This window comes from Nocardioides convexus (genome assembly GCF_011090295.1).
Genome location: NZ_JAAMYA010000001.1, coordinates 3,558,148 through 3,581,326 on the forward strand (window position 1 = coordinate 3,558,148; position 23,179 = coordinate 3,581,326).

The following is a 23,179-nucleotide window of genomic DNA, read 5'->3' on the forward strand; positions in this document are numbered from 1 at the left end:
TGGCGATGCGCGAGGAGGCGTACGCCGTCGCCGGCGGCGCCGAGCAGCGTGCCCTGGTCGGCAAGACCGAGCACGACCAGGCCGACGGCGTCGACACCTGGTTCTACAACCCCGAGGGCGGCGACTTCGTCGTCGACGAGGACGCCCTGTGGGCCTGCACCAACTGCGGCGCCTGCGTGCAGCAGTGCCCCGTCGACATCGAGCACGTCGACCACTTCGTCGACATGCGCCGCTACCAGGTGCTCGTCGAGTCGAGCTTCCCCTCCGGTTCTCAACGGCCTCTTCAAGGGCCTGGAGAACAAGGGCAACCCGTGGAACATGTCGGCCACGGCGCGCCTGGACTGGGCCAAGGACCTGCCCTTCGAGGTCAAGGTCGTCGGCGACCAGATCGAGGACCTGGAGTCCGTCGACTGGCTGTTCTGGGTCGGCTGCGCCGGTGCCTACGAGGACCGCGCCAAGAAGACGACCCGCGCCGTCGCGGAGCCTGCTGGACCTGGCGGGCGTCTCGTTCGGCGTCCTGGGCAACGGTGAGACCTGCACCGGTGACTCTGCCCGCCGCGCCGGCAACGAGTTCGTGTTCCAGGGCCTGGCCCAGCAGAACATCGAGACGCTGACCGAGGCGAAGGCCAAGAAGGTCGTCTCCACCTGCCCGCACTGCATGAACACGCTCAAGAACGAGTACCGCGACCTCGGCATCGAGCTCGAGGTCATCCACCACACCCAGCTTGCTCAACCGGCTGGTGCGCGAGGGCAAAGCCTGACGCCCGTCGCCGGTGGCGCGGGCGCGCACAACCGCAAGATCACCTACCACGACCCGTGCTTCCTGGGGCGCCACAACCAGGTCTACACCCCGCCGCGCGACCTGCTGCAGATCCTGCCCGGCGCGGAGTTCGCCGAGATGGAGCGCAACTCCGAGCGGTCCTTCTGCTGCGGCGCCGGTGGTGCCCGGATGTGGATGGAGGAGAAGATCGGTGAGCGGATCAACCTGAACCGCACCGCCGAGGCGGTCGGCACCGGTGCCGACCAGGTCGCCGTCGGCTGCCCGTTCTGCCGCGTGATGCTCTCCGACGGCCTCACCAAGATGCAGGCCGACGGCGAGGCGCGCGAGGAGGTCGAGATCCTCGACGTCGCGCAGATGCTGCTCGCCTCCGTCAAGGACGAGATGGCCACCAAGGCTCGCCCCTGGTGCCGGTACGCCGGTCCAGGCCAAGGCTGCTCCGGCCGCTCCGGCGGAGAAGTCCGAGCCGGTCGAGACCAAGGCCGAGCCGGAGGCCGGGGACGTCACGGTCACCGAGGACACCGTCGTCGACACCGAGGACGTCGGTCCGGCCGCGAAGGCCTCGGGCGGCTCCTCGATGTTCGACGACCCGGGCTCGATGTTCGACGAGCCGGCCGAGAAGCCCGCCGAGGCCAAGGCCGCGCCCGTCGAGGAGAAGCCGGCCGCGAAGCCGGCCGAGGGCGGATCGCTCTTCGACGACTCCAGGCTCCCTCTTCGACTCCCCGGCCCCGGCGGAGGAGAAGCCCGACGCCGAGAAGCCCGCGGAGAAGCCTGCCGCGGAGAAGCCTGCCGAGGACCTCGGCTCCGGCGGCTCGCTGTTCGACGTCGCGCCGACCGAGGCCGCGGCGCCGCAGGCCGAGACCTCCACGGTCGAGGAGAAGCCCGCACCGAAGGCCGAGCCGAAGCCCGCCGACGCCGAGCCCGCGGCCGACCTCGGCTCGGGTGGCTCGCTGTTCGACATCGCCGCCCCGGCGGAGGAGGCCCCCGCGCCGGCCGCCCCGAAGGCGGAGGAGCCGAAGACCGAGGAGCCGAAGGCGGAGGAGCCGAAGGCGGAGCCCGCCGCGAAGGCGGAGCCCGCCGCGAAGGCGGAGCCCGCGGTCGACCTGAACGCAGGTGGCTCGCTCTTCGACATCGCCGCCCCGGCCGAGCCGGAGCCGGCGAAGGCCGCCGACGTCCCCGCGCCCGCCCCCGAGCCGGCCCCGGAGGCGGAGCCGGTCGAGGAGGAGGCCCGCGAGGAGGAGGCCGAGACCGTCCCCGAGGCGCCCGCGCCGGAGCCGGCCGCCGAGCCGGCGCCCGCGGCCGAGCCGGCCTCGGACGTCGACATCAACGGCGCCGACTCGCTCTTCGACTTCGCCGCTCCCGAGGCGCCCGCCCCCGCGGCGGCCACCCCGGAGCCCGCGCCCGAGGCTGCTGCCGAGCCGGAGCCCGAGCCGGAGCCCGAGCCGGAGCCCGAGCCGGAGCCGGAGCCCGAGCCGGAGCCGGAGCCGGAGCCCGAGCCGGAGCCCGAGCCGGAGCCCGAGCCCGCGGCGGAGCCCGAGCCCGCGGCGGAGGCCGAGCCCGAGGAGAAGAAGCCCGCCCCGAAGCCGGCGTCCTCCGGCGAGGCCCACCAGCCTCGTACGGACGCCGACATCAACGAGACCGGCTCGCTCTTCGACCTCTGAGCCGGGCGGGGTTCCAGACTGCTTCCTACGGTTCTTGTCCGTTGCAACGGGCAAGAACCGTAGGAACCCCCGGCTAACCGGGGATTCCTGCACCGCCGCTCGACCCCGCACCTCCTTTCGAGGGGTGTGACCGCGCTCACGTGCGAGGCACGATGGCTCCATGACCGAGTCTGTCGTACGCCGCCGGAGAGACCACGACGCCGCTGCTGACCGAGACCATCGGCGCGGCCCTGGAGCGCACTGTCGGGCAGTGGCCGGACGGGGAGGCGCTGGTCGAGGTCGCGAGCGGGCGCCGGTGGACGTGGCGCGAACTCGACCACGCGGTGGACGAGATCGCGCGCGGCCTGCTCGCCCTCGGCATCGCCCAGGGCGACCGGGTCGGCATGTGGGCGCCGAACTGCGCGGAGTGGACCATCGTCCAGCCTCGCCGCGGCCAAGGCGGGCGCGGTGTTGGTGAACGTCAACCCGTCGTACCGCACCCACGAGCCTGGCCTACGCCGTCAACCAGTCCGGGCTGCGTCTGCTGCTGACGCAGACCAGCCTTCAAGACCAGCGACTACCGCGGCATGGTCGAGGAGGTCGTCGGCCGCGGCGAGGTGCCCGGCCTGGAGCGGACGGTCTACGTCGACACCGACGACTGGGCCGCGCTCGCCGCGGCCGGCCGGGACCTGCCCGCCGACGCGCTGGACGAGCGGCAGCGCGCGCTGGACCCGGGCGACCCGATCAACATCCAGTACACGAGCGGCACCACCGGCTTCCCGAAGGGTGCCACGCTCAGCCACCGCAACATCCTCAACAACGGATTCTTCGTCACCGAGTCCGATCGGCCTCACCGAGCAGGACCGGCTGTGCATCCCGGTGCCCTTCTACCACTGCTTCGGGATGGTGATGGCCAACCTCGGCTGCGTCGCCCACGGCACCACGATGGTGATCCCGGCGCCCGGCTTCGACCCCGCGACCACCCTGCGCACGGTGGCGGAGGAGCGCTGCACCGGCCTGTACGGCGTACCGACCATGTTCATCGCCATGCAGAACACCCCCGACTTCGCGAGCCTACGACCTGAGCAGCCTGCGCACCGGGATCATGGCCGGGTCGATCTGCCCGGTCGAGGTGATGAAGCGCTGCGTGGACGACATGCACATGAGCGAGGTCTCCATCGCCTACGGCATGACCGAGACCAGCCCGGTGGTACTGCCAGACCCGGGCGGACGACGACCTCGACCGCCGTACGGCGACGATCGGGCGGGCCGCGCCGCACGTCGAGATCAAGATCGTCGACCCGGCGACGGGGGAGAACGTGCCGCGCGGCGAGGCGGGTGAGTTCTGCACCCGCGGCTACAGCGTGATGCTCGGCTACTGGGAGGACGAGGCGAAGACAGCGGAGGCGATCGACGCCGACGGCTGGATGCACACCGGCGACCTGGCGGTGATGCGCGAGGACGGCTACTGCAACATCGTGGGCCGGATCAAGGACATGGTGATCCGCGGCGGGGAGAACATCTACCCGCGCGAGATCGAGGAGTTCCTCTACGCCCACCCCGACGTCGAGGACGTCCAGGTGGTCGGCGTCCCCGACGAGCGGTACGGCGAGGAGCCTGTGCGCCTGGGTGCGGATGCGGGCCGGTGCGACCCCGTTGGACGCGGCCGGGGTCAAGGAGTTCGCGACCGGCAGGCTCGCTCACTACAAGATCCCGCGCTACGTGATCGTCGTGGAGGAGTTCCCGATGACGGTCACCGGCAAGGTCCGCAAGGTGGAGATGCGCGAGCGCTCGGCGGAGCCTGCTCGGCCTGGGCTGACGTCACACTGCCCTTGACGTGACGTCATCATGACGTCATAGTGATGCACATGGACATCACGCCGTACGTCGACAGCCTCCGCCGCGACCTGCTGGCCGCTGCCGACGGCGCCGGCCCCGAGGCGCGGGAGGTGGCGGAGCGGCTCGGCTACGCGCTCGACCCCGCCGTCCGCCTCGCCGTCATGGAGGCGATCAGCCAGGCCGCCGCCGAGATCACCGCGGCGATGGCGAGCGGGGGCGTCGACGTCCGCCTCGCCGGGCGCGACCTCGCGTTCGTCGTCGACGCGGGCCCGCCGGAGCCGGCGCTCGTGCCGGTGACCGTGCCGGTCCCGGCGGCGCCCGCCGAGGACGAGGGCCTGGCCCGCGTCAGCCTGCGCCTGCCCGAGTCGCTCAAGGCCCGCGCCGACGACGCCGCCGCCCAGGCGGGGCAGTCGCTCAACACCTGGCTGGTCGGCCTGATCCGCGGCGCGACCGGCGAGCGTGCGGTCCAGGTCGACGTCGATGTCACCAGCATCCCGTTCGGGGGCGACTTCCCGTTCGGTGGCAAGCCCGGCAACCGCCGGATGACCGGCTGGCTCTGAGCCCCCATCCCCAGGAGAGAACCATGAACGGCGAACCCCTCGTCCGCACCTTCGACACCCCCGCCCGCATCGACCTCTACGTCGAGAACGGCGCCGGCCGCATCGCCGTCGTCGCGACCGACACCACGACCACCCACGTGCTCGTCGCGGGTCACCGCGCCGAGGAGGTGACCATCACCCGTGACCGCTACCAGATCAGCGTGCTCGCGCCGAAGGGGCGCGGTGGCCTCTTCCGTGGCGACTCCTCGCTCGACATCGAGGTCGAGGTGCCGCTCGGCAGCCGGCTGATCGCCAAGAGCGGCAGCGCGGACGTCGACGTCACCGGCGAGGTCGGCGAGACCAAGGTGAAGTGCGGGTCCGGCCAGGTGCGCGTGGAGCGCGTCGCCGGCGACGCGGTCCTCGACACCGGCTCCGGCGACCTGGAGGTGGGCAGCGTCAGCGGCGCGCTCAAGGTGCGCAGCGGGTCCGGCGCCGTCGGGGTCGGCGCGACGGCCGGGACCACCTCGATCTCCTCCGGCTCCGGTGACATCCGGATCGGCCGCGCAGCCGGCTCGGTAGTCGTCAAGACCGGCTCGGGCGACCTGGAGATCCAGGAGTCGGAGTGCGACGTCGCGACGAGCACCGGCTCCGGCGCGGTCGCGGTGCGCAACGCGCGACGCGGCCGGATCAGCGCGAAGGGGGCCTCGGGCGACATCCTCGTCGGCGTCCCCGCCGGCACGCCGGTGTGGACCGACATCAGCACCGTCAGCGGCCGGGTCAGGCTCGACGCTGCCGTCGGCGGGCGAGCCGGAGCCGGGTGCGGACCACGTCGAGGTGCGGGCGACGACCGTGTCCGGGAACGTCGCGCTCGTCCCTGCGTGACCGTCGTCACGGCGCGACGTTGATCCTGTTCGTGCACGCCCGTCTCCTCCGCCTGTCCGCCGCCCTCGCCGGCGTCCTGCTCCCCGCCGCGCTGCTGGTCCCCGCCGGACCGTCCGCGCACGCGGCGACCGGCTGGTCCCCGCGCCCGGCGCAGTACGCCGCCACGGTCACCACCCGTGACCTCGCCATCCGCATGGACGACGGCGTCGTCCTGCGCGGCGACCTCCAGCGTCCGGCCGGTGCCGACGGCCAGCCGGTCGCGACCCGGCTCCCGGTCATCGTCACGATCACGGCCTACAACAAGACCGTGATCGCCGGTGGCGCCGGAGCGGTGCTGGCCGGTGCGGACCCGGCGTACCTGGTCAAGCGGGGCTACGCCCAGGCTCACCGTCGACGCCCGCGGCACCGGCACGTCCGAGGGCCAGTGGGCGGCGTTCAGTGCCCGGGAGGGCAAGGACGCCGGCGCGATCGTGAACTGGGCCGCGGCCCAGCCGTGGAGCAACGGCAAGGTCGGCATGACCGGTGCGTCGTACATGGGCATCTCGCAGGCTCTTCGCTGCCGAGCAGCAGCCGCCGGGCCTCAAGGCGATCTTCCCGCAGGTGCCCGCGGCCGACGTCTACCGCGACGTGGTGGCCTCGGGCGGCCAGATCGACGTCGGCTTCATCCCGCTGTGGCTGGGGCTGGTGACCGCTACCGGCATCCTCCCGCCGGCGTACGGCGTCCAGGAGCCCGCCGCCGGCTTCAAGATGCTCACCGACCACCTCGCCGGCGCACTCGGCTTCACCCTGCCGCTGGCGCTGGCGGCACTGCTCGGTGGGGAGCCGGCCTACGACGGCCCGTTCTACGCCGAGCGCTCGCCGATCACCGCGATCGACAAGGTGAAGGTGCCGACCTTCCTCATCGGCGGCGAGTACGACCTGTTCCAGCGCGGCACCCCGCTCGACTTCGAGCGGATCCAGCGCAACGGCGTGCCCACCAAAGCTCATCCTCGGCCCGTGGAACCACCTCCAGGGCTCCTCCGGTGCCGACGTCGGCCAGGCCGGCTACGGCTCGCTCGCCGAGCCTGCAGGCTGCGGTGGTTCGACCAGTACCTCAAGGGCATCGACGGCAAAGCTCGACCAGATCGCGCCGCTGACCTACTACGAGCAGGGCTCGGGGAAGTGGGTCAAGAAGGCCAAGTGGATCGACGCCGACCTGAGCGCGCGGGAGTACAAGGCTGTCCGGCACCTCCGCCGTCGGCGGCACCGCCGGCGGCCTCGTCACCGGTACGCCCGCCGCGGGCTCCTCGACCGTCCCGCCGATCCCGGTCACCGGGCTGTGCACCCGCTCAGCCGACCAGTGGACCGCGGGCCTGCCCTCCACCGTGCTCAGCGGGCTGCCCTGCTTCACCGACAACCGGCTCAACGACCTCGGCGGGCTGACCTTCGACACTGCGCCGGTGACGACCCCGGTGCGGGTCCAGGGGCCGATCAACGCCCGGCTCTACGTGTCCTCGCCCACCGGCGACGGGATGCTCTCGGTCGCGATCGAGGACGTCGCGCCCGACGGCTCGGTGCACCGGATCACCGGCGGCTGGCAGGTCATCTCGCACCGGGCGCTCGACACCACGAGGTCGCGCTACCTCGGCGGCAAAGTTCGTTGCAGCCGTACCACCCGTTCACCAAGACCGCTCAGGCCAAGCTCGCCCGCCGGTCAGGTGGCGCCCGTGGACGTCGAGGTGTTCCCGACGGGTGCCGTCGTGCAGCCCGGGCACCGGTTGCGGATCGCCGTGCAGGCCTTCGACGTCCCGCACCTGCTCTCGCCGCTGACCGACCTGCTCGCCCAGGCTCGTGCCGGTGACGGTGCGGACCGGCCCGTCGTACCCGTCCTCGATCACGCTGGCCGTGCGCCCCTGACTCAGGAGCGCATCGACACGCCCTGGCGCCAGTAGCCCATGAAGGCGACCTGGCTGCGATCCAGGCCGAGGTCGTTGACGAGCCTTGCGTCGCAGGCCGGTGACGACCTTGGACTCACCGGCGATCCAGGCGTAGAGGCCGGCGAACGGCACCCCGTCGCCCGGTACGGCGGTGGCCTCGGCCACCTGCTCGCCGGAGGAGGAGTACACCGGGGTCTCCCACAGGTCCGGGTCGATCTCCTCGTCGGTGACGTCGATCGACTCGGTGGGCGCGCTGCCGGTCAGGTGGGCGAGCACCGCCGCGTGCAGGCTCCTCGCCGCGGGCGCCGCCGTTGCGGGGCAGCCACGTGACGCTCACCCCCGCGGGGGCGGTGACGTCGTCGAGGACGTCGCCGTCGACCGGCACCTCGAGAAAGGCCGCGCCGCTCGCGTCGGCCGGCAGGTCGCGCAGCACGCCACGGATCGCGGGTACCGCCGTCTCGTCGCCGACCAGCAGCAGCCGCGAGGCGTCGCCGGGGGACCACTCGATGCCGCCGAACTCGTGCCCGCGCCGCGGCGCCATGATGACGAGGCGCTGACCGGCGCGGGCCTGGAGCGCCCACTTGTTGCCGGCGCCGTCGAGCGGGTCGTCCTCGTGCGCCTCGTGCACGACGATGTCCACGACCAGCCGGGTCTGGGTGCCCTCGCCGAGCACGTCGCGCACGGTGTAGGTCCGCATCGAGCCGCGCTCGTCCTCCGGGATCTCCATCCAGGAGGTCCACCAGGACGCGTCGGCATCGGCGAAGGACGGCAGGTCGCCCGCGGCGTTGGGGAAGATGATCTTGAAGCGCTGGTCGAGCACCGGGCCCGGCGTACCGAGCTCGGCGAGGGCGGCGCCGCCCAGCTCGACCCGCACGAAGGACGGGCTGACGCGTTCGGCCCGGACCACCTCCACCTCGCTGAGGATGAGGGGCAGGGTGGCGACGTACGCGTTCTCCACGGTCATGAGGTCAGGCTAACCTAACCTCGATTGCGAAGCCTCAGATGGGCGTGCGGTGGAAGGCTCTGGAAGGAGCGCGACGGGGTCGGTCCACGCTGACCCTGGTAGCGCGAGCCGTACTTCTCCGAGCCGTAGGGGTGCTCGCTGGGCGAGGAGAGCCGGAAGAAGCAGAACTGCCCGATCTTCATGCCCGGGTAGAGCCTTGATCGGCAGCGTCGCGACGTTCGCCAGCCTCCAGCGTGACGTGCCCGGAGAAGCCCGGGTCCACGAAGCCCGCCGTCGCGTGGGTGAGCAGGCCCAGCCGGCCCAGCGAGGACTTGCCCTCCACCCGGGCCGCGATGTCGTCCGGCAGGGTCACGACCTCGTACGTCGAGCCCAGCACGAACTCCCCGGGGTGCAGGATGAACGGCTCGTCGCCCTCCGGCTCGACCACCCGGGTGAGGTCGGACTGGTCCGCCGCCGGGTCGATCGAGGGGTACTTGTGGTTGTCGAAGACCCGGAAGAACCGGTCCAGCCGCACGTCGATCGACGACGGCTGCATCATGGCCGGGTCGTAGGGGTCGAGAGCGACCCGTCCGGCGTCGATCTCGGCGGTGATGTCGCGGTCGCTGAGCAGCACGCCCCGCACCCTACCCGCCGGTCCCGGTGCGCAGTGGCGGCGATCACGGGCGCACAATGCGGAGGTGACCTTCTCCAAGTACGTCGCCCTCGGCGACTCGTTCACCGAAGGGGTCGGTGACCCCGACCCGGCGCGTCCCAACGGCCTGCGGGGATGGGCGGACCGGACGGCGGAGGGGCTCGCCGCGGCGGCCGCCCGCGACGGCGTGGACTTCGGCTACGCCAACCTGGCGATCCGCGGGCGCAAAGCTCCCCGCGATCATCGACGAGCAGGTCGACGCCGCGCTGGCGCTCGCGCCCGACCTGGTCTCCATCCACGGCGGCGGCAACGACGTGCTGCGGCCCAAGGTGGACATCGACGCCCTCGCTGCGACGTACGACGCGGCGGTGGAGCGGCTCGCCTCCGGCGGCGCGCACGTCCTCATGTTCACGATCGCCGACCCGGGCCTGAACCCCGTCATCAGGGTGATCCGAGGACGGACCGCGATCTTCAACGAGTGGGTCCGCGAGATCGCCGAGAAGCACGACGCCACCGTCGTCGACATGTGGCGCATGCGCGGGTGGACGGTCGCCGAGGTGATGGACGAGGACCGCCTGCACCTCAACGCCGTCGGGCACCAGCAGATCGCGATCGCCGCGCTGGACGCGCTCGGGGTCGAGCACGACCTGCAGCCGATCCCGCCGGCCGTCGTACCGGTGCTGAGCGCGCGGGAGCAGCGCGCCGCCGACCTGGCCTGGGCCCGGTCTCACCTCGCGCCGTGGGTCCAGCGGCGGGTCACCGGCCGCTCCTCGGGCGATGGGGTGGAGCCGAAGCGACCAGCCCTGGAGCCCATCGGGTAGCATCCTCCACGCTCCGGGAGACCGGGGTCTGCGGATGTAGGCTCAGTTGGTAGAGCGTCGACCTTCCCAAGCCTGAATGTCGCGAGTTCGAACCTCGTCATCCGCTCCAGAACGGCCCACCGCCGGTATCCGATCCGGCTCCGACGCGCTTCATCCCTTCTTTCCGGGGTATTGCGATTTGTGATACTTCTGGTCTAGGCGTGGTACCGGGGAGGGTTTCGTGCGGGGCAGTTACAAGGCTCATCGTCGGTGTCGGCGTGGTCGTGCTTCTCGTCGCTGCGGGCTTCGGCGGATGGCTGCTGCGTGGCGGCGACGACGAGAAGTCCGCCGCGAAGGACGAGATCCGGGTCGGCGTACCGGTCATCGTCTCGCCGGCCGAGCTCAAGGAGTTCGCGGGCGACCACGAGCAGGTCTACTGGGCCGGCGAGCGGCCCGGGACCCACATCGAGTCTCACCCTCACCGCCCGCAACGGCATCTTCGTGCGCTACCTGCCCGAGAAGGTGAAGGCGGGCTCGAAGGGCGAGTACCTCACCGTCGCCACCTACGCCGCGGTGCAGGGCTACCAGAACCTCGTCAGCGCCAAGAAGAACGCCGCCGAGGTCACCCGCACGCAGAGCGGTGCTGTCGTCGCCGTCTTCAAGAAGCAGCCGCTCTCGACCTACTTCGCCTTCCCCGACGGCGCCTTCCAGATCGAGGTCTACTCGCCCACGAAGGGTGAGTCCGAGAGGCTCGTCTCCGACGGGACGGTCGCCCTCCTCGGGAACAGCCCGTGAGCCGCACCTCGCACTCGCGGCTCGCGCGCAAGGCGCGGCGTGCGAGTGCGACCGCGGCGGCGAGTGCCGCCCTCTGCCTGGTCTGCAGTGCGCGGGTCGGCGCCGAGCCGCCGCCGGGGCCCGAGATGCCCTGGTTCGGCATCCAGCCCCCGGGCCTCCGAGGCCCCGTGTTCGGTGGCTTCGGTGACAACGAGGTCGGCGGCATCTCCGCCACGAACCAGCCCGAGTCTGTCCGGCGTACCGGGTCCGCGGGGGCCACGCGGCTCCGACGGCTCCGACGGCTCCTCCGGCCCCCAGGGCGCCGACGGCTCAGGCGCGACGGGCTCCCAAGGGCCCACTGGTCCCCGCGGCGCGCAGGGTGCGGACGGCACGCGGGGGGCGCGGGGTTCGGACGGCGCTGACGGAGCCGACGGAGCTCAAGGCGCGGCCGGTGCTGACGGGGCCGACGGCGCCCAGGGTGCGCAGGGCGCCGTAGGCCCCCAGGGCCTCGCCGGCCCTGCCGGTCCCGCCGGTCCCGCCGGTCCTCAAGGCGCTGATGGTGCGACCGGTCCCCAGGGTTCGCAGGGAGCGACGGGCGCCCAAGGTGCCGACGGCGCCACGGGTGCTCAGGGTGCCGACGGCGCCACCGGTGCTCAGGGTGCCGCCGGTCCGCAGGGTGTCGGTGGTCCCGCTGGTCCGCAGGGCCCTCAGGGCGCTGATGGTGCAACTGGCGCCCAGGGTTCGCAGGGTTCGCAGGGTGCTCAGGGTTCGACGGGTGCTCAGGGTGCTGATGGTGCGACCGGTGCCCAGGGTTCGCAGGGAGCGACGGGCGCTCAGGGTGCCGACGGCGCCACCGGTGCTCAGGGTGCCGACGGAGCCACCGGTGCTCAGGGTGCCGACGGCGCCACCGGTGCTCAGGGTGCCGCCGGTCCTCAGGGTGTCGGTGGTCCCGCTGGTCCGCAAGGCCCTCAGGGCGCTGATGGTGCAACTGGCGCCCAGGGTTCGCAGGGTGCTCAGGGTTCGCAGGGTGCTCAGGGTGCTCAGGGCGCTGATGGTGCGACCGGTGCCCAGGGTTCGCAGGGAGCGACGGGCGCCCAAGGTGCCGACGGCGCCACCGGTGCTCAGGGTGCCGACGGCGCCACCGGTGCTCAGGGTGCCGACGGCGCCACCGGTGCTCAGGGTGCCGCCGGTCCGCAGGGTGTCGGTGGTCCCGCTGGTCCGCAGGGCCCTCAGGGCGCTGATGGTGCGACCGGTGCCCAGGGCGCGACTGGAGCCCAAGGCGCGCCAGGCGTAGCCGGGCCGGTTGGCCCGCAAGGGCCGCAGGGTTCGACGGGTGCTCAGGGCGCTGACGGTGCAACCGGTGCCCAGGGAGCGACCGGTGCCCAAGGAGCGACGGGTGCCCAAGGTGCCGACGGCGCGACCGGTGCTCAAGGTGCGACGGGTGCTCAGGGTGCCGCCGGTCCTCAGGGTGCCGCCGGTCCTCAGGGTGTCGGTGGTCCGGCTGGCCCGCAGGGACCGCAGGGTGCGACCGGTGTGCAGGGAGCGACGGGTGCGCAGGGCGCCGACGGAGCCACCGGCGCTCAGGGTGCAACGGGTGCTCAGGGTGCAACGGGTCCTCAGGGTGCCGCCGGTCCTCAGGGTGTCGGTGGTCCGGCTGGCCCGCAGGGTCCTCAGGGTGCGACCGGTGTGCAGGGAGCGACAGGCGCCCAGGGCGCTGATGGCGCAACTGGCGCCCAGGGTTCGCAGGGCGCCCAGGGGCCGACGGGTGCGCAGGGCGCCGACGGAGCCACCGGTGCTCAGGGTGCAACGGGTGCTCAGGGTGCAACGGGTCCTCAGGGTGTCGGTGGTCCGGCTGGTCCGCAGGGACCGCAGGGTTCGACGGGTGCTCAAGGCGCTGACGGTGCAACCGGTGCCCAGGGTTCGCAGGGCGCGACGGGTGCCCAGGGCGCGGATGGCGCAACCGGCGCCCAGGGCTCGCAGGGATCCCAGGGTGCACCTGGCCCCGCCGGGGCGGTTGGTCCGCAAGGGCCGCAGGGTTCGACGGGTGCGCAGGGCGCGGATGGCGCCACCGGTGCGCAAGGTGCAACGGGCGCCCAAGGTGCCGACGGCGCCACCGGTGCTCAGGGTGCCGACGGCGCCACCGGTGCTCAGGGTGCCGACGGCGCCACCGGTGCTCAGGGTGCCGCCGGTCCGCAGGGTGTCGGTGGTCCCGCTGGTCCGCAGGGCCCTCAGGGCGCTGATGGTGCAACCGGCGCCCAGGGTTCGCAGGGCGCTCAGGGTTCGACGGGTGCTCAAGGTTCGCAAGGAGCCCAAGGCGCGCCAGGCGTAGCCGGGCCGGTTGGTCCGCAAGGGCCGCAGGGTTCGACGGGTGCTCAGGGCGCTGATGGCGCGACCGGCGCTCAGGGTGCAACGGGTGCGCAAGGTGCAACGGGCGCTCAGGGGGCGACAGGTGCTCAGGGGGCTGCCGGTCCTCAGGGTGTCGGTGGTCCGGCTGGTCCGCAGGGACCGCAGGGCGCCACCGGTGCGCAGGGCGCAACGGGTGCGACGGGTTCGCAGGGTCCGACTGGAGCCCAGGGTGCGACGGGAGCCCAGGGTTCGACGGGTGCACAGGGCGCTGACGGTGCCCAGGGCGCCACTGGCGCTCAGGGTGCAACTGGTGCGACCGGCCCTCAGGGAGTTGGTGGTCCGGCTGGTCCTCAGGGTCCGCAGGGTTCGACTGGAGCGCAGGGTTCGACTGGAGCGCAGGGTTCGACTGGAGCGCAGGGTGCAACGGGTGCTCAGGGTGCGACCGGTGCCACCGGTCCCCAGGGCGCGACCGGCGCCACTGGATCGCAGGGTGCCACCGGCTCGCAGGGCGCGACTGGAGCGCAGGGCGCGACGGGTGCTCAAGGTGCCGCTGGCCCGCAGGGGGTCGCCGGTCCTCAGGGCCCGCAGGGCGCCACCGGTGCCCAGGGCGCGACGGGTTCGCAGGGCGCGACGGGTGCTCAGGGTGCTGCCGGCCCGCAGGGAGTCTGCTGGTCCGGCCGGTCCTCAGGGCCCGCAGGGCGCCACCGGTGCCCAGGGCGCAACCGGCGCCACTGGTGTGCAGGGCGCGACGGGCTCGCAGGGAGCGACGGGCTCGCAAGGCGCGACGGGCGCCACTGGCTCGCAGGGCGCCACGGGCTCGCAGGGTGCGCAGGGCGCGACGGGTGCTCAGGGTGCTTCCGGCCCGCAGGGGGTCGCCGGTCCGGCTGGTCCTCAGGGCCCGCAGGGCGCCACCGGTGCCCAGGGCGCGACGGGTTCGCAGGGCGCGACGGGTGCTCAGGGTGCTGCCGGCCCGCAGGGAGCTCGCTGGTCCGGCCGGTCCTCAGGGCCCGCAGGGCGCCACCGGTGCCCAGGGCGCAACCGGCGCCACTGGTGTGCAGGGCGCGACGGGCTCGCAGGGAGCGACGGGCTCGCAAGGCGCGACGGGCGCCACTGGCTCGCAGGGCGCCACGGGCTCGCAGGGTTCGCAGGGCGCGACGGGTGCTCAGGGTGCTTCCGGCCCGCAGGGGGTCGCCGGTCCGGCCGGTCCCCAGGGCCCGCAGGGCGCCACCGGTGCCCAGGGCGCGACGGGTGCGACGGGTTCGCAGGGCGCGACGGGTGCTCAGGGCGCTGCCGGCCCGCAGGGAGTTCGCTGGTCCGCAGGGTGCCACGGGTGCCACCGGTGCCACTGGCTCGCAGGGTTCCCAGGGTGCCGCTGGCCCGCAGGGGGTCGCTGGTCCCCAGGGCCCGCAAGGTGCCACCGGTGCTCAGGGCGCCACTGGTGTGCAAGGTGCGACGGGCTCGCAGGGCGCGACGGGTGCGACAGGTTCGCAGGGCGCGACGGGTTCGCAGGGCGCGACGGGTGCTCAGGGTGCTTCCGGCCCGCAGGGGGTCGCGGGTCCGGCTGGTCCCCAGGGCCCGCAGGGTGCCACCGGCGCCCAGGGCGCCACGGGTGCGACGGGAGCCCAGGGCGCGACGGGTGCGACCGGAGCGACAGGTCCGCAGGGTGCGACCGGAGTCTGTCGGACCTCAGGGCGCGACCGGCGCGACCGGGCCTCAGGGCCCGCAGGGCGTAGCCGGGCCCACCGGTCCGCAGGGTGCCACGGGAGCCCAGGGAGCGACCGGAGCACCAGGCGCCCAGGGTGCCACCGGAGCAACTGGTACGCCGGGCTCGACCGGCGCCGCGGGTCCCCAGGGCCCTCAAGGGGCAACCGGCGCCCAGGGGCCGCAGGGAGCCCAGGGCCCCTCAGTCGCGCCGGCGCAGGTCTCGAACTCGGTGCAGGCCGCCACGATCGCCCTCAACCAGGTTCTCTCGGTCTCGGCGACGTGCACCGCGGGCAAGCAGGTCGTCGGCGGTGGTTTCTACGTCACGGACACCAGTGGGGGGATCCTCGCCTCGGTGTACGACTGGGAGGTCATCCAGAACGCGCCGACCTCCACGACCGCGTGGACGGCACAGATCCGGGTCACCAACATCCCGCTGCTCGGAGGCGGACCGGTCCGCCTGACGGCGTACGCCATCTGCATCTGACCCTCAGATCAACAGCGGCCCGCCGTGCCGTACGTCGTCCTTGAGCGCGATCAGGTTCGTCGCGACGTACGGGATGTCGTTCGCCCGGTCAAAGTCGGTCGGGAACCAGGTCCGCAGACCGCTGACCTGGAACCTCATCTCCGGGTACGACGGGAAGGTCCGCTCCCGCAGCGCCGCCTGGGTGAGGTACCAGAAGCCTGTTGGCGTTCCAGTACGACACGTGCGTCGGGTCCTGGAACGCGCCCCGCCCGTCGGTGCTCGGCGTCGCGGTCATCAGCAGCCCGCCCGGGGCGAGGACCCGGAAGCACTCGGCGAAGAACCGGCCCCGGTCGGGGATCCGCTGCAGCACGTCGGTCGCGCGCAGAACGCCGACCGAGTCGTCGTCGTACGCCAGGACAGGATCGGCTGGGTCCACCACCACGTCGCCGGGACCGGCCCACGCAGCCACCTGCAGGTCGGCCACCGCCAGCCCCTCACGCTGCGCCCAGGCCACGGCGAGCCGGTCGATCCCGAGCCAGTACCGCTCCACGGTCTCGCTCTGGATCTCCCGGTTGATCCGGCTGTCCTTCTGGGTGTTGGCGGGATGCACCCGCTGCAGGTACAGGCAGCGTGGGATGCGCAGGAACGGCCCTTCCGCGAACAGCCGCATCATCAGGTCCTGGTCGTCGAGCACCTCCAACGCCGCGTCGTACCCGCCGACCCGCTCGTACGCCGCCCGCCGGAATGCCCGCACGTGGTTGGGCGCGTACCAGATGTAGGCCACGTTGTGCGGGCTCGGTTCGAGCGCCTTGCAGCGGTTGACGAGTTCGTCCCGCGACGTTGGCCGGCGCGTACTCCCAGCCCATCGCGAGGTTGAAGGTCGTGTGGTCCGTCGCGCCGGCCTCGTCGATCTGGGCGAAGTCGGAGTACACGAGCACGACCTCGGGGTGCTCGGCGAACGCCGCGACGACCGCCTCCAGGCAGTCGGGCGCGAGGACGTCGTCGTGGTCGAGCTCGAGCAGGATCTCACCGTCCGCCAGCGCGCACGCCTCGCGCTTGGCTGCCCCGACCTTGCCGGTCGTCCCGCCGTGCACGATCCGGATCCGTGGGTCCGGGCTCTCCGGGGTCCAGGTCGCGCCACCGTTGAGCAGCACGATCCACTCCCAGTCGTCGTACGTCTGGGCGAGCAGGCTGCGCCAGCACTGGTCGAGGTACGTCGGCGCGTGGCTGGGGGTGAAGACCGAGACCCTCATGGCGGCATGCTCCCACGGGCGCTCACCGCTCGAGCACGAACACGAGCTCCTCGACCCCGTCCTCCGGCGCCGCCGCCTCCTGCGCACGGTCACGACGGAACCCGCACTTCTCGAGAACCCGGATCGAGCCCCGGTTGTGGACCGCGACGTGGGCCATCAGCGGCCGCACCGTCAGGCTCGTCCGCGAGGAGAGCCAGCGCCCGCGTGGCGACGCCACGGCCCCACCACTCGCGACCGATCCAGTAGCCGAGCAGACTGCTGTCCGTCCTGCGCCCAGCCTGCCGATCTGACCGGCGACGGCGCCGTCGGCGACGATCGTGCGGGTCACCACGCTGTCGTCGGCGCGGAGCCTCGCCCAGTGCTGGTCGAAGTCGTCTCGGCCCCGCGCCGGGAAGGCCGCCATGGCGCTCGCCTCCGGGTCCGTCTGGTGCTGGAAGAGCGTGTCGAGGTCGGCGTCCTCGACCGGCCTGAGCCGCACCCCGGGTGCCGAGCCACGGGTTCCGGTGGTGTCCATCGGCCCATCGTCGCGCAGAACCCGATCGACCGCGAGGCGTGTGGGACGGTGCCCCGACGGTGCCCCGACGGCGACCCGGGCCCACCGCCTAGGCTGCCCGCATGTCGTTCCAAGGCTTCCCCGTCGCGGCCCTCGACTTCTACGACGACCTCGAGGTCGACAACACCAAGTCGTTCTGGGACGCGCACAAGGACGTCTACGCCGAGCAGGTGAAGGCGCCGATGGTCGCGTTGACCGACGCGCTGGCGCAGGAGTTCGGCGCCGCGAAGGTGTTCCGGCCCTACCGCGACGTGCGCTTCGCCAAGGACAAGACGCCGTACAAGACCCACCAGGGCGCCTTCGTGGGCGTCGCCCCGGCCACCGGCTGGTACGTCGAGGTGGCCGCGCCCGGCGTCCGGGTCGGGGGCGGGATCTACGAGGCCAGCGGGGAGCGGCTGGCGGCGATCCGTGAGGCGATGGCCGAGGACAAGACCGGCAAGGCGCTGCAACGGATCCTGCGCGACCTGGAGCGGGGTGGCTTCGAGGTGGCGGGCGAGCGGCTCAAGACCGTGCCCCGCGGCTACGACAAGGAGCACCCGCGGATCGACCTGCTGCGGATGAAGACCGTGCTGGGCATGCGGTCCTACGGCTTCGAGCCGTTCGTGCACACCGCGGAGCCTGCTCGACCGGGTCCGGGAGGACTGGCGCCGGCTACGCCCGCTGATCAACTGGCTGGAGACCGCGGTCTCCTGACCGCGCTCAGCCGACCCGGCCCAGGAACGCCGCGAGGTTGGTCTCCAGCCGCTCGATGCGCTGCTCGACGCTGAGCGACTCGGGGAGCCGCTCGGTGTCGGGCTTGCGGCGGCCGCGGACGTAGAGCGAGCACTGGAGGTCGGCACAGATGTAGGTGCCGACCGAGTCGCCGTTCTGGCCGGCCTTGCCGGCACGGGGGAGCGACGAGCAGGACGACACCGCCGGGCGGGTGCGGCGTCAGGCAGAGCGTGCACAGGTTCTTGCGGGGCGTGCCCGCGCCGCCGTCCGAGGCCCGGAGCACGATGCCCCGCGGCCCGCCGTCGTACGGCGCGACGAGGTACCCGCGGGTCCGCGACTGCGGGTCGCGCCAGCCGAGGAAGTCGAGGTCCTCCCACGGCTGCTCGGAGAGGCCGCGCGGCACGTTGAGCCGCTTCGCCTCGCCCTTGGAGCAGTTGACGAAGGAAGCGCGGATCTCTTGCTCGGTCAGGGGGTTCACGTCGATCCACCCTACGAGCGCCCGCCACCGATTTTCTGCGACGAGCGGGGGAGGGCTCAGGCGGAGGTGAAGCTCGCCATCGTCCGCTCCGGCTCCCAGAAGGCCTTCATCGACGTGACCCGGCCCTCGTCGTCGACGACGTAGACCATGATCAGGTCGGTCGTGGTGTGCGAGCCGTCGGGGAAGGACGTCTTGATCCGCCCGATGTTGGCGCAGGTGTTGCTGCCGGGGTTGGCGAAGGAGTCGTCGATCTGGAACTCGAAGGTGCCGATCGGCGCGATCGCCTTCTCCCAGAACGCCGCGATGCCGGCGTGCCCGTGGTGACCGGCGCCCTCGGGGTCGAACATCGACGGCCCGACGGGGTCCTCGAGGATCGCGTCCTCGGCGTACACCGTCAGCCACTCGGCGAGATCGCCCTTGGCGACGGCGGAGTACGAGCGTTGCGAGGCCGCGCGCGCCGGGTGCGGGTCGTTCGGGGCGTTCCAGACGATCGCGTCGGAGGTGATCATGGGCGTCAGCGTAGGACGAATCTAGAACAGGTTCTAGTGGAGGACGTCACATCGGCCGCACGCCCGCCGGTCACCGTCGGTTCACGGACCGCTCACCGGCCTCTGCGACGGTGCGAGCATGGCCAAGAAGCCCAAGGCGTGGATCCACGTCGGCATGCCCGGCGCCGGTGACGTGGTCGAGCCGGCGCTCGCCCACCACCACGGCGCGCTCGTCGAGACTCGGCGTCGCGTCGGTCGCGCACACGCCCGCGGAGAGGCTTCCGCGCGGCGGTCGAGATGACCCGCTCGCACAAGGAGTGGGGCCTCAAGCGCTCCGACGTCGAGGGCCAGTGGGTCCGCCTGGTCCGCCGGGCGCAGAAGGCGAAGGGCGACCTCGTGTTCAGCCAGTCGCTGCTCGCCGGCGCCACGCCGGAGCAGGTCGCGCTGCTCGTCGACGCGCTCGTCGGTCACCAGGTCAACGTCGTCGTCACCACCGGCATCGACGACGAGGCCGACACCATCACCCGCTGGATCTCCGCGGTCCGCAAGCCCGAGCGCCTGCACGTGCTGGAGACCGACGGCCTGGAGGCCAAGGACGTGTGGAAGGCGTTCGGCAAGGCTCGTCGGCTTCGGTACGTCGTCCCTGCGCCTCGACGAGGTTCCCCACGCCACGCCGGTGTTCCAGTCCCTGCCCGAGGCGCTGCGCGAGCCTGGAGCGCCTGGCCCGCCGCAACGCCTCCCTCGAGGTCCGGCTCGAGGAGCCTGGACCGCAAGCGCCGCAGAGCTCAAGCGCAAAGCTCGGCGAGGTCGCCTGACCCGGTCGGGGTCAACCCACCGTGACGGCGAGCCCGCTCGATGCCGCCGGTGCGTAGCCCGGCGTGTCCGACAGGGTCACCGTCCACGTCCCGCTCGCCTTCGGCAGCACCTTCGCGGTGAACGTGCCGGTCGCCGTGGTCGTCACCGAGGACACGACGGTCGTGGTGCTGCTCCCCGTTGCCCGGAAGGTCACCTTGAGCCGGAGCCCGGCCGCGGGGCTGCTCGCGCCGGCGTAGGTCCGGGTCACCGCGCCGGTGATCGTCAGCGCGCCGCCGGGCGTCACCTGGCCCGCCGACGCGCTGGCGCCCAGCGCCGTGGACCAGGTGGCGGCGGAGACCGCGCCGATCGTCGCGGAGGCGGCGGGCTGTCCGGTGGTGCCGGCGTACGTCGCCGCGAGCGTGCCGCTCGTCTTGAGCGCGATCGTCGCGCTGAACGATCCGTCCGGCTTCGTCGTCGCGGTGCCGACCTTGACCGTCGTACCGCCCGCCGGCGTCACGGTGATCGCCACCGACCTGCTGCCGAGCGGCGTCACGGTGCCTCCCGCGTCGCGGCGCAGCGTCCCGGTCACGACGACGGACTGGCCGTAGGCGACCGTCGCCTTGTCCACGGCGCCGGTCACCAGCGTCGCCGGCTCGCGCACCGTGATCGCCCCGGCGGCCGCACTCGCCTCCGTGTACGACGCCCCGCCGGTCAGCAGCACGCTCACCGTCCCGCTCGCGGTCGGCTTCGTGGTCAACGCGAAGCGGCCCTCGGCGTCGGTCTTCGCCACGCCCAGTGAGAGGACCTTCCCGGCCGCGGTGCTCAGTCGGACGGTGAGGCTGACGCCGGAGGGCACGACGGCGGTGCCGCCGGCGCTCGCGGTGAGGCGGCCGGTCGCGACCACCGGGTCGCCGTACCAGACCTCGGTCTCGTCGAGCGCCGCCGTCAGCGCCGTCGTGCAGCGCGCGGGCGCGGCGACCAGCGTGGCGGGGCCGGCGGCGGCGTATCGTGCGGTGGCCGCCACCCGGGCCCGGTACGTCGTCGCGACGGTCGCGGTCTGGCTCTGGGTCGCGGTGCCGGTGGCTCCCGTGGCCGGCGCCCCGGCGCTCGCCGGGGCGAGCATCGCCGCCGTCTGCTTGGTCAGCGTCGCGGTGAGCCCCTTGACCGGCTGCCCGCTGGCGGTGTCGAGGACGGTCGCGGTGAGCGGGAAGGCCGCACCGGTGCACACCGCGGCGGTGCCGCCGTCGGCCGGCGTCTGCCCGGCCGCGCCGAGCGCGACGCCGATCGGCCGGGCCGCCCCGCTCGCGAAGGTCAGCGGGCTGGTCACCGTCTTGGTGGCGCCGCTGGAGTCGGTGACGGTGGCCGTCACCGTCGTGGAGCCGGTCGCGGCGGCGTTGCAGGTCACGTCGGTCTGCAGTGCCTGCGGTGCGCTGAACGCGCAGTCGGACCTCGCGGACTTCCACGCCACGCTCGCCACCGTCCGCCCGTCGGGCAGCGCCGGGGCGACCGAGGCCTGGGTGGCCAGGCCGGGGACGGCCGGGTTGTTGACCGCGATGGTGGCGCCGAGCGTGGTCGGTGCGCCCGGCGTACCGCCGCCGCTGCCGTTGCCGCCGCCGACGAGGAAGCGCGAGTCCGCGGCGTTCCAGTGGCCGTCGAGCCACCCGCCCGGGTCCGGGTACGTCGAGAAGTAGTCGTCGTTGTTGCAGTCGAGCAGGTACTCCCGCTCCGCCGGGCAGACCTGCTTCATCGCGAAGCCGCCGCCGTCGGCGTAGCACATCGTGTCCGACTCGTCCCAGCAGTGACCGGCGCGGGTGCCGTGCGGCGCGGTGCTGAACACCCCGCCGAGCGTGTGCAGCAAACTCGTGCGCCTCGACGGAGTGCTGGGAGGCGCCGTCGCCGAAGCCCCAGCAGCCGGAGTCGACGCGGGCGTACTGGGCGTAAGCTGCCGTTGTTGGGGTTGCCCCGGCCGTCGACGTCGTTGGGGTACATCGAGGCGACACCGCACAGCACGGTCGCATCGGTCCACATCAGGTACTTGCGGCTGGGGTCGGTGTAGCCGAGTGCCTGGACCGCGGAGATGGTGGCGTTGAACGAGACTCATCGCACCCGCCGGCACCGTCACGTTGAGCACCCGCGCGACGCACGTGCCGCCGGCCGCATCGGTCACGAAGCGGACCTTGCGCACCCCGCCGGTCAGTGCCGCGGAACGGTTGACCACGTCGTCGACGCCCGCGGCCCAGAGCCGGAAGGTCTGTCCTGGAGGGCGGCGTAGCGGTTGGTCTTGCCCGCCTCGACGACGTACATCCCCTGGACGCGGTAGCCGCTGCTCCCGTCGCCGTCGCAGGTCACGGCAGGGCTCGCGGCCGCGGCCTGGGCCGCCGCCGGCACGCCGAGGCTCCTCCGCCGCGGCGTATGCCTCCGCCCCGCCGCCGTCGCGCCCCCGGAGCTCGGTGGTGGAGACCGGCTCGGTCACGTCCACCCCGGCCGGCGGCTCGTCCACGTGCTGGCACGCGCCGGGCAGCACCCAGTCCAGCGAGGAGCCTGGTCCCGCAGCGCGCCTCGTGTGCGGGAGCCGGGGACAACCCGAAGGCGGCTGGTACGACGACCGCGATCCCGAGAGCGAACGACACGAGCACACGGCGCAGGGCCACAGCGTCACCTTCCTTGGCAACGTGGCCTCCGGCGCGTCCTGCGCCGGCGTACCCCGGTGGGGCGCACGGCCGTCTGTGCGCCCGATCGGTGCCCGGGAGAGTGGGCTGAGCCGTCAGCCGAGAATCAGGCCGGGGGTCCCGGAGCGCCGGGAGCCCACCGCGCCCGCCGGGCCCGCCAGGCCCCTTGCGTCATACGAACCGGTCTCCAGGACGACCACTTCGCATGACGTCCGCCCGCACCCCAGGCGGCGTCTTGCCGCCAGACGGAGGCGGGACCTACGAAAGCCAACTGCGCGCGCGGCAGCGCGGCGGGAGCCGCGCGACCAGCAGACTTGCTGCCGACCGCCGCGGCGAAGCCGCGCTCGCGCCATTGGCGGCGTCTTGCCGCCAGGCGGAGGTCGGACCTACGCAACGCGACTGCGCGCGCGGCAGCGCGGCGGGAGCCGCGTGCCCAGCAAACTTGCTGCCGACTGCCGCGGCGAAGCCGCGCTCGCGCCTAATGGGGCTGCCAGGCGTCTTCGTCGGCGGTGCGGGTGGTGACCGCCTCCGGCAGCGCACCGTCGGAGAGCCTGCTGGATCGAGACGTCCTCGAACACCTCGCGCAGGGCGCTGCGCGCGGCGATCCACACGTGCTGCAGCACCTCGGCGGAGTCGTTGTAGTTGACCGCCTCCGGGCGCAGGCCGTAGACGGAGACGAGCGGGCCGTCGACGGCGCGGATCACGTCGGCGACGCTGACCGTGTCGGCCTCGCGCGCCATCCGCCAGCCGCCGGACTGGCCGCGCTGGGACATCACGATGCCGGCCCGGCGCAGGTCGGCCAGGATCGCCTGCAGGAAGCCGTGCGGGATGTCCTGGAGGCGGCCGAGCTCCTCGGCGCTGACAGCACGGCCGTCGGAGCGCCCCGTCATCGCGATCAGGGCGCGCAGGGCGTAGTCGGACTTCGCGGAGACGCGCATGGGGCCAGTGTCGCAGAT

At 73.0% G+C, this 23,179-nt stretch carries 22 protein-coding genes, 1 tRNA gene and 8 pseudogenes; 20 read left to right on the forward strand and 11 right to left on the reverse strand.

Annotation, left to right across the window (positions count from 1 at the left end; genetic code table 11):
• Positions 1 to 5: 5 nt before the first annotated feature.
• From G5V59_RS26525 to G5V59_RS26585, 13 genes and pseudogenes are all read left to right on the forward strand, one after another.
• The gene (locus tag G5V59_RS26525; RefSeq protein ID WP_278258500.1) at positions 6 to 614 is read left to right on the forward strand and encodes a (Fe-S)-binding protein; all 609 of its coding nucleotides are present in this window, start codon (positions 6 to 8) and stop codon (positions 612 to 614) included.
• Positions 518 to 1,003: pseudogene (locus G5V59_RS26530) on the forward strand ((Fe-S)-binding protein); the annotation flags it as partial. The gene G5V59_RS26525 and the pseudogene G5V59_RS26530, both read left to right, overlap by 97 nt.
• A gap of 182 nt (positions 1,004 to 1,185) precedes the next feature.
• Positions 1,186 to 2,439, forward strand: a complete 1,254-nt coding sequence (locus tag G5V59_RS26535; protein WP_278260351.1) for a hypothetical protein — start codon at positions 1,186 to 1,188, stop codon at positions 2,437 to 2,439.
• Positions 2,440 to 2,708: 269 nt separating this feature from the next.
• Positions 2,709 to 2,969 (forward strand): AMP-binding protein, encoded by a 261-nt coding sequence (locus G5V59_RS26540; protein WP_278260076.1) that lies wholly within the window; start codon positions 2,709 to 2,711, stop codon positions 2,967 to 2,969.
• A gap of 36 nt (positions 2,970 to 3,005) precedes the next feature.
• Positions 3,006 to 3,191: pseudogene (locus G5V59_RS26545) on the forward strand (AMP-binding protein); the annotation flags it as partial.
• Positions 3,192 to 3,297: 106 nt separating this feature from the next.
• Positions 3,298 to 3,760, forward strand: a pseudogene (locus tag G5V59_RS26550) (AMP-binding protein).
• Positions 3,705 to 3,992, forward strand: a pseudogene (locus tag G5V59_RS26555) (AMP-binding protein); the annotation flags it as partial. The pseudogenes G5V59_RS26550 and G5V59_RS26555, both read left to right, overlap by 56 nt.
• A 61-nt stretch (positions 3,993 to 4,053) precedes the next feature.
• On the forward strand, positions 4,054 to 4,254 hold the full coding sequence (locus G5V59_RS26560) for a hypothetical protein (RefSeq protein ID WP_278258501.1): 201 nt from the start codon (positions 4,054 to 4,056) through the stop codon (positions 4,252 to 4,254).
• A 26-nt stretch (positions 4,255 to 4,280) separates the two neighbouring features.
• On the forward strand, positions 4,281 to 4,817 hold the full coding sequence (locus tag G5V59_RS26565; RefSeq protein ID WP_278258502.1) for a toxin-antitoxin system HicB family antitoxin: 537 nt from the start codon (positions 4,281 to 4,283) through the stop codon (positions 4,815 to 4,817).
• 23 nt (positions 4,818 to 4,840) lie between these two features.
• Positions 4,841 to 5,701 (forward strand): DUF4097 family beta strand repeat-containing protein, encoded by an 861-nt coding sequence (locus G5V59_RS26570; protein ID WP_278258503.1) that lies wholly within the window; start codon positions 4,841 to 4,843, stop codon positions 5,699 to 5,701.
• A gap of 8 nt (positions 5,702 to 5,709) precedes the next feature.
• Complete coding sequence (locus tag G5V59_RS26575) at positions 5,710 to 6,366, forward strand: hypothetical protein (RefSeq protein WP_278258504.1); 657 nt, start codon at positions 5,710 to 5,712, stop codon at positions 6,364 to 6,366.
• Entirely contained in the window at positions 6,279 to 7,100 is an 822-nt protein-coding gene (locus tag G5V59_RS26580) for a hypothetical protein (RefSeq protein WP_278258505.1), read from the forward strand. Before G5V59_RS26575 ends, G5V59_RS26580 begins: the two co-directional genes overlap by 88 nt.
• On the forward strand, positions 7,043 to 7,609 hold the full coding sequence (locus G5V59_RS26585) for a CocE/NonD family hydrolase C-terminal non-catalytic domain-containing protein (protein ID WP_278258506.1): 567 nt from the start codon (positions 7,043 to 7,045) through the stop codon (positions 7,607 to 7,609). The genes G5V59_RS26580 and G5V59_RS26585 overlap by 58 nt, the downstream gene beginning before the upstream one ends.
• Here G5V59_RS26585 and G5V59_RS26595 read toward each other — a convergent pair.
• Positions 7,576 to 8,528 (reverse strand): annotated as a pseudogene (locus tag G5V59_RS26595) (siderophore-interacting protein). The gene G5V59_RS26585 and the pseudogene G5V59_RS26595 sit on opposite strands and share 34 nt — an antisense overlap.
• A gap of 64 nt (positions 8,529 to 8,592) precedes the next feature.
• Positions 8,593 to 9,171, reverse strand: a pseudogene (gene dcd / locus G5V59_RS26600) (dCTP deaminase).
• On the opposite strand from dcd, the pseudogene G5V59_RS26605 reads away from it, so the two are divergent.
• The 3 genes and pseudogenes from G5V59_RS26605 to G5V59_RS26615 all read left to right on the forward strand — a co-directional run bounded on the left by G5V59_RS26605 (position 9,149) and on the right by G5V59_RS26615 (position 10,729).
• Positions 9,149 to 10,010: pseudogene (locus G5V59_RS26605) on the forward strand (SGNH/GDSL hydrolase family protein). The pseudogenes dcd and G5V59_RS26605 overlap by 23 nt on opposite strands.
• A gap of 30 nt (positions 10,011 to 10,040) precedes the next feature.
• Positions 10,041 to 10,119, forward strand: a tRNA-Gly gene (locus G5V59_RS26610).
• A 148-nt stretch (positions 10,120 to 10,267) separates the two neighbouring features.
• Positions 10,268 to 10,729: a hypothetical protein gene (locus G5V59_RS26615; RefSeq protein WP_278258509.1), complete on the forward strand. Its 462-nt coding sequence runs from the start codon at positions 10,268 to 10,270 to the stop codon at positions 10,727 to 10,729.
• Positions 10,730 to 11,093: 364 nt separating this feature from the next.
• Here G5V59_RS26615 and G5V59_RS26620 read toward each other — a convergent pair whose 3' ends face one another.
• A complete protein-coding gene (locus G5V59_RS26620; RefSeq protein WP_278258510.1) occupies positions 11,094 to 12,041 on the reverse strand; it encodes a hypothetical protein in 948 nt (315 codons plus the stop codon).
• Positions 12,042 to 15,042: 3,001 nt separating this feature from the next.
• Here G5V59_RS26620 and G5V59_RS26625 point away from each other — a divergent pair.
• Positions 15,043 to 15,297, forward strand: coding sequence for a hypothetical protein (locus G5V59_RS26625; RefSeq protein ID WP_278258511.1), 255 nt, complete (start codon positions 15,043 to 15,045; stop codon positions 15,295 to 15,297).
• A gap of 88 nt (positions 15,298 to 15,385) precedes the next feature.
• Here the strand turns inward: G5V59_RS26625 and G5V59_RS26630 are convergent, their stop codons facing one another.
• Genes G5V59_RS26630 through G5V59_RS26640 form a run of 3 tightly spaced genes read right to left on the reverse strand, consistent with a single transcriptional unit; the run spans position 15,386 to position 17,043 of the window.
• Positions 15,386 to 15,826, reverse strand: coding sequence for a methyltransferase domain-containing protein (locus G5V59_RS26630; protein WP_278258512.1), 441 nt, complete (start codon positions 15,824 to 15,826; stop codon positions 15,386 to 15,388).
• Positions 15,771 to 16,529, reverse strand: coding sequence for a glycosyltransferase (locus G5V59_RS26635; protein WP_278258513.1), 759 nt, complete (start codon positions 16,527 to 16,529; stop codon positions 15,771 to 15,773). Before G5V59_RS26635 ends, G5V59_RS26630 begins: the two co-directional genes overlap by 56 nt.
• A 22-nt stretch (positions 16,530 to 16,551) precedes the next feature.
• Entirely contained in the window at positions 16,552 to 17,043 is a 492-nt protein-coding gene (locus tag G5V59_RS26640) for a GNAT family protein (RefSeq protein ID WP_278258514.1), read from the reverse strand.
• 101 nt (positions 17,044 to 17,144) lie between these two features.
• Between G5V59_RS26640 and G5V59_RS26645 the strand changes: the two genes are divergently transcribed.
• Positions 17,145 to 17,849, forward strand: coding sequence for a DUF2461 domain-containing protein (locus tag G5V59_RS26645; RefSeq protein WP_341351043.1), 705 nt, complete (start codon positions 17,145 to 17,147; stop codon positions 17,847 to 17,849).
• Here G5V59_RS26645 and G5V59_RS26650 read toward each other — a convergent pair.
• From G5V59_RS26650 to G5V59_RS26660, 3 genes and pseudogenes are all read right to left on the reverse strand, one after another.
• Positions 17,782 to 17,994: an FBP domain-containing protein gene (locus tag G5V59_RS26650; RefSeq protein ID WP_278260077.1), complete on the reverse strand. Its 213-nt coding sequence runs from the start codon at positions 17,992 to 17,994 to the stop codon at positions 17,782 to 17,784. The genes G5V59_RS26645 and G5V59_RS26650 overlap by 68 nt on opposite strands.
• Positions 17,990 to 18,271 (reverse strand): annotated as a pseudogene (locus G5V59_RS26655) (FBP domain-containing protein); the annotation flags it as partial. The pseudogene G5V59_RS26655 and the gene G5V59_RS26650, both read right to left, overlap by 5 nt.
• 56 nt (positions 18,272 to 18,327) lie before the next feature.
• On the reverse strand, positions 18,328 to 18,780 hold the full coding sequence (locus G5V59_RS26660; protein ID WP_278258515.1) for a nuclear transport factor 2 family protein: 453 nt from the start codon (positions 18,778 to 18,780) through the stop codon (positions 18,328 to 18,330).
• 118 nt (positions 18,781 to 18,898) lie between these two features.
• Here G5V59_RS26660 and G5V59_RS26665 point away from each other — a divergent pair, with 118 nt between their 5' ends.
• Entirely contained in the window at positions 18,899 to 19,060 is a 162-nt protein-coding gene (locus G5V59_RS26665; RefSeq protein ID WP_278258516.1) for a hypothetical protein, read from the forward strand.
• Complete coding sequence (locus G5V59_RS26670; RefSeq protein WP_278258517.1) at positions 19,057 to 19,599, forward strand: hypothetical protein; 543 nt, start codon at positions 19,057 to 19,059, stop codon at positions 19,597 to 19,599. The genes G5V59_RS26665 and G5V59_RS26670 overlap by 4 nt, the downstream gene beginning before the upstream one ends.
• On the opposite strand, the gene G5V59_RS26675 is transcribed toward G5V59_RS26670, so the two are convergent.
• Together G5V59_RS26675 and G5V59_RS26680 are read right to left on the reverse strand one after the other, a co-directional pair.
• A complete protein-coding gene (locus tag G5V59_RS26675; protein WP_278258518.1) occupies positions 19,586 to 22,213 on the reverse strand; it encodes a hypothetical protein in 2,628 nt (875 codons plus the stop codon). The genes G5V59_RS26670 and G5V59_RS26675 overlap by 14 nt on opposite strands.
• 396 nt (positions 22,214 to 22,609) lie before the next feature.
• Entirely contained in the window at positions 22,610 to 23,161 is a 552-nt protein-coding gene (locus G5V59_RS26680) for an Rrf2 family transcriptional regulator (protein ID WP_278258519.1), read from the reverse strand.
• Between the last annotated feature and the right edge of the window lie 18 nt (positions 23,162 to 23,179).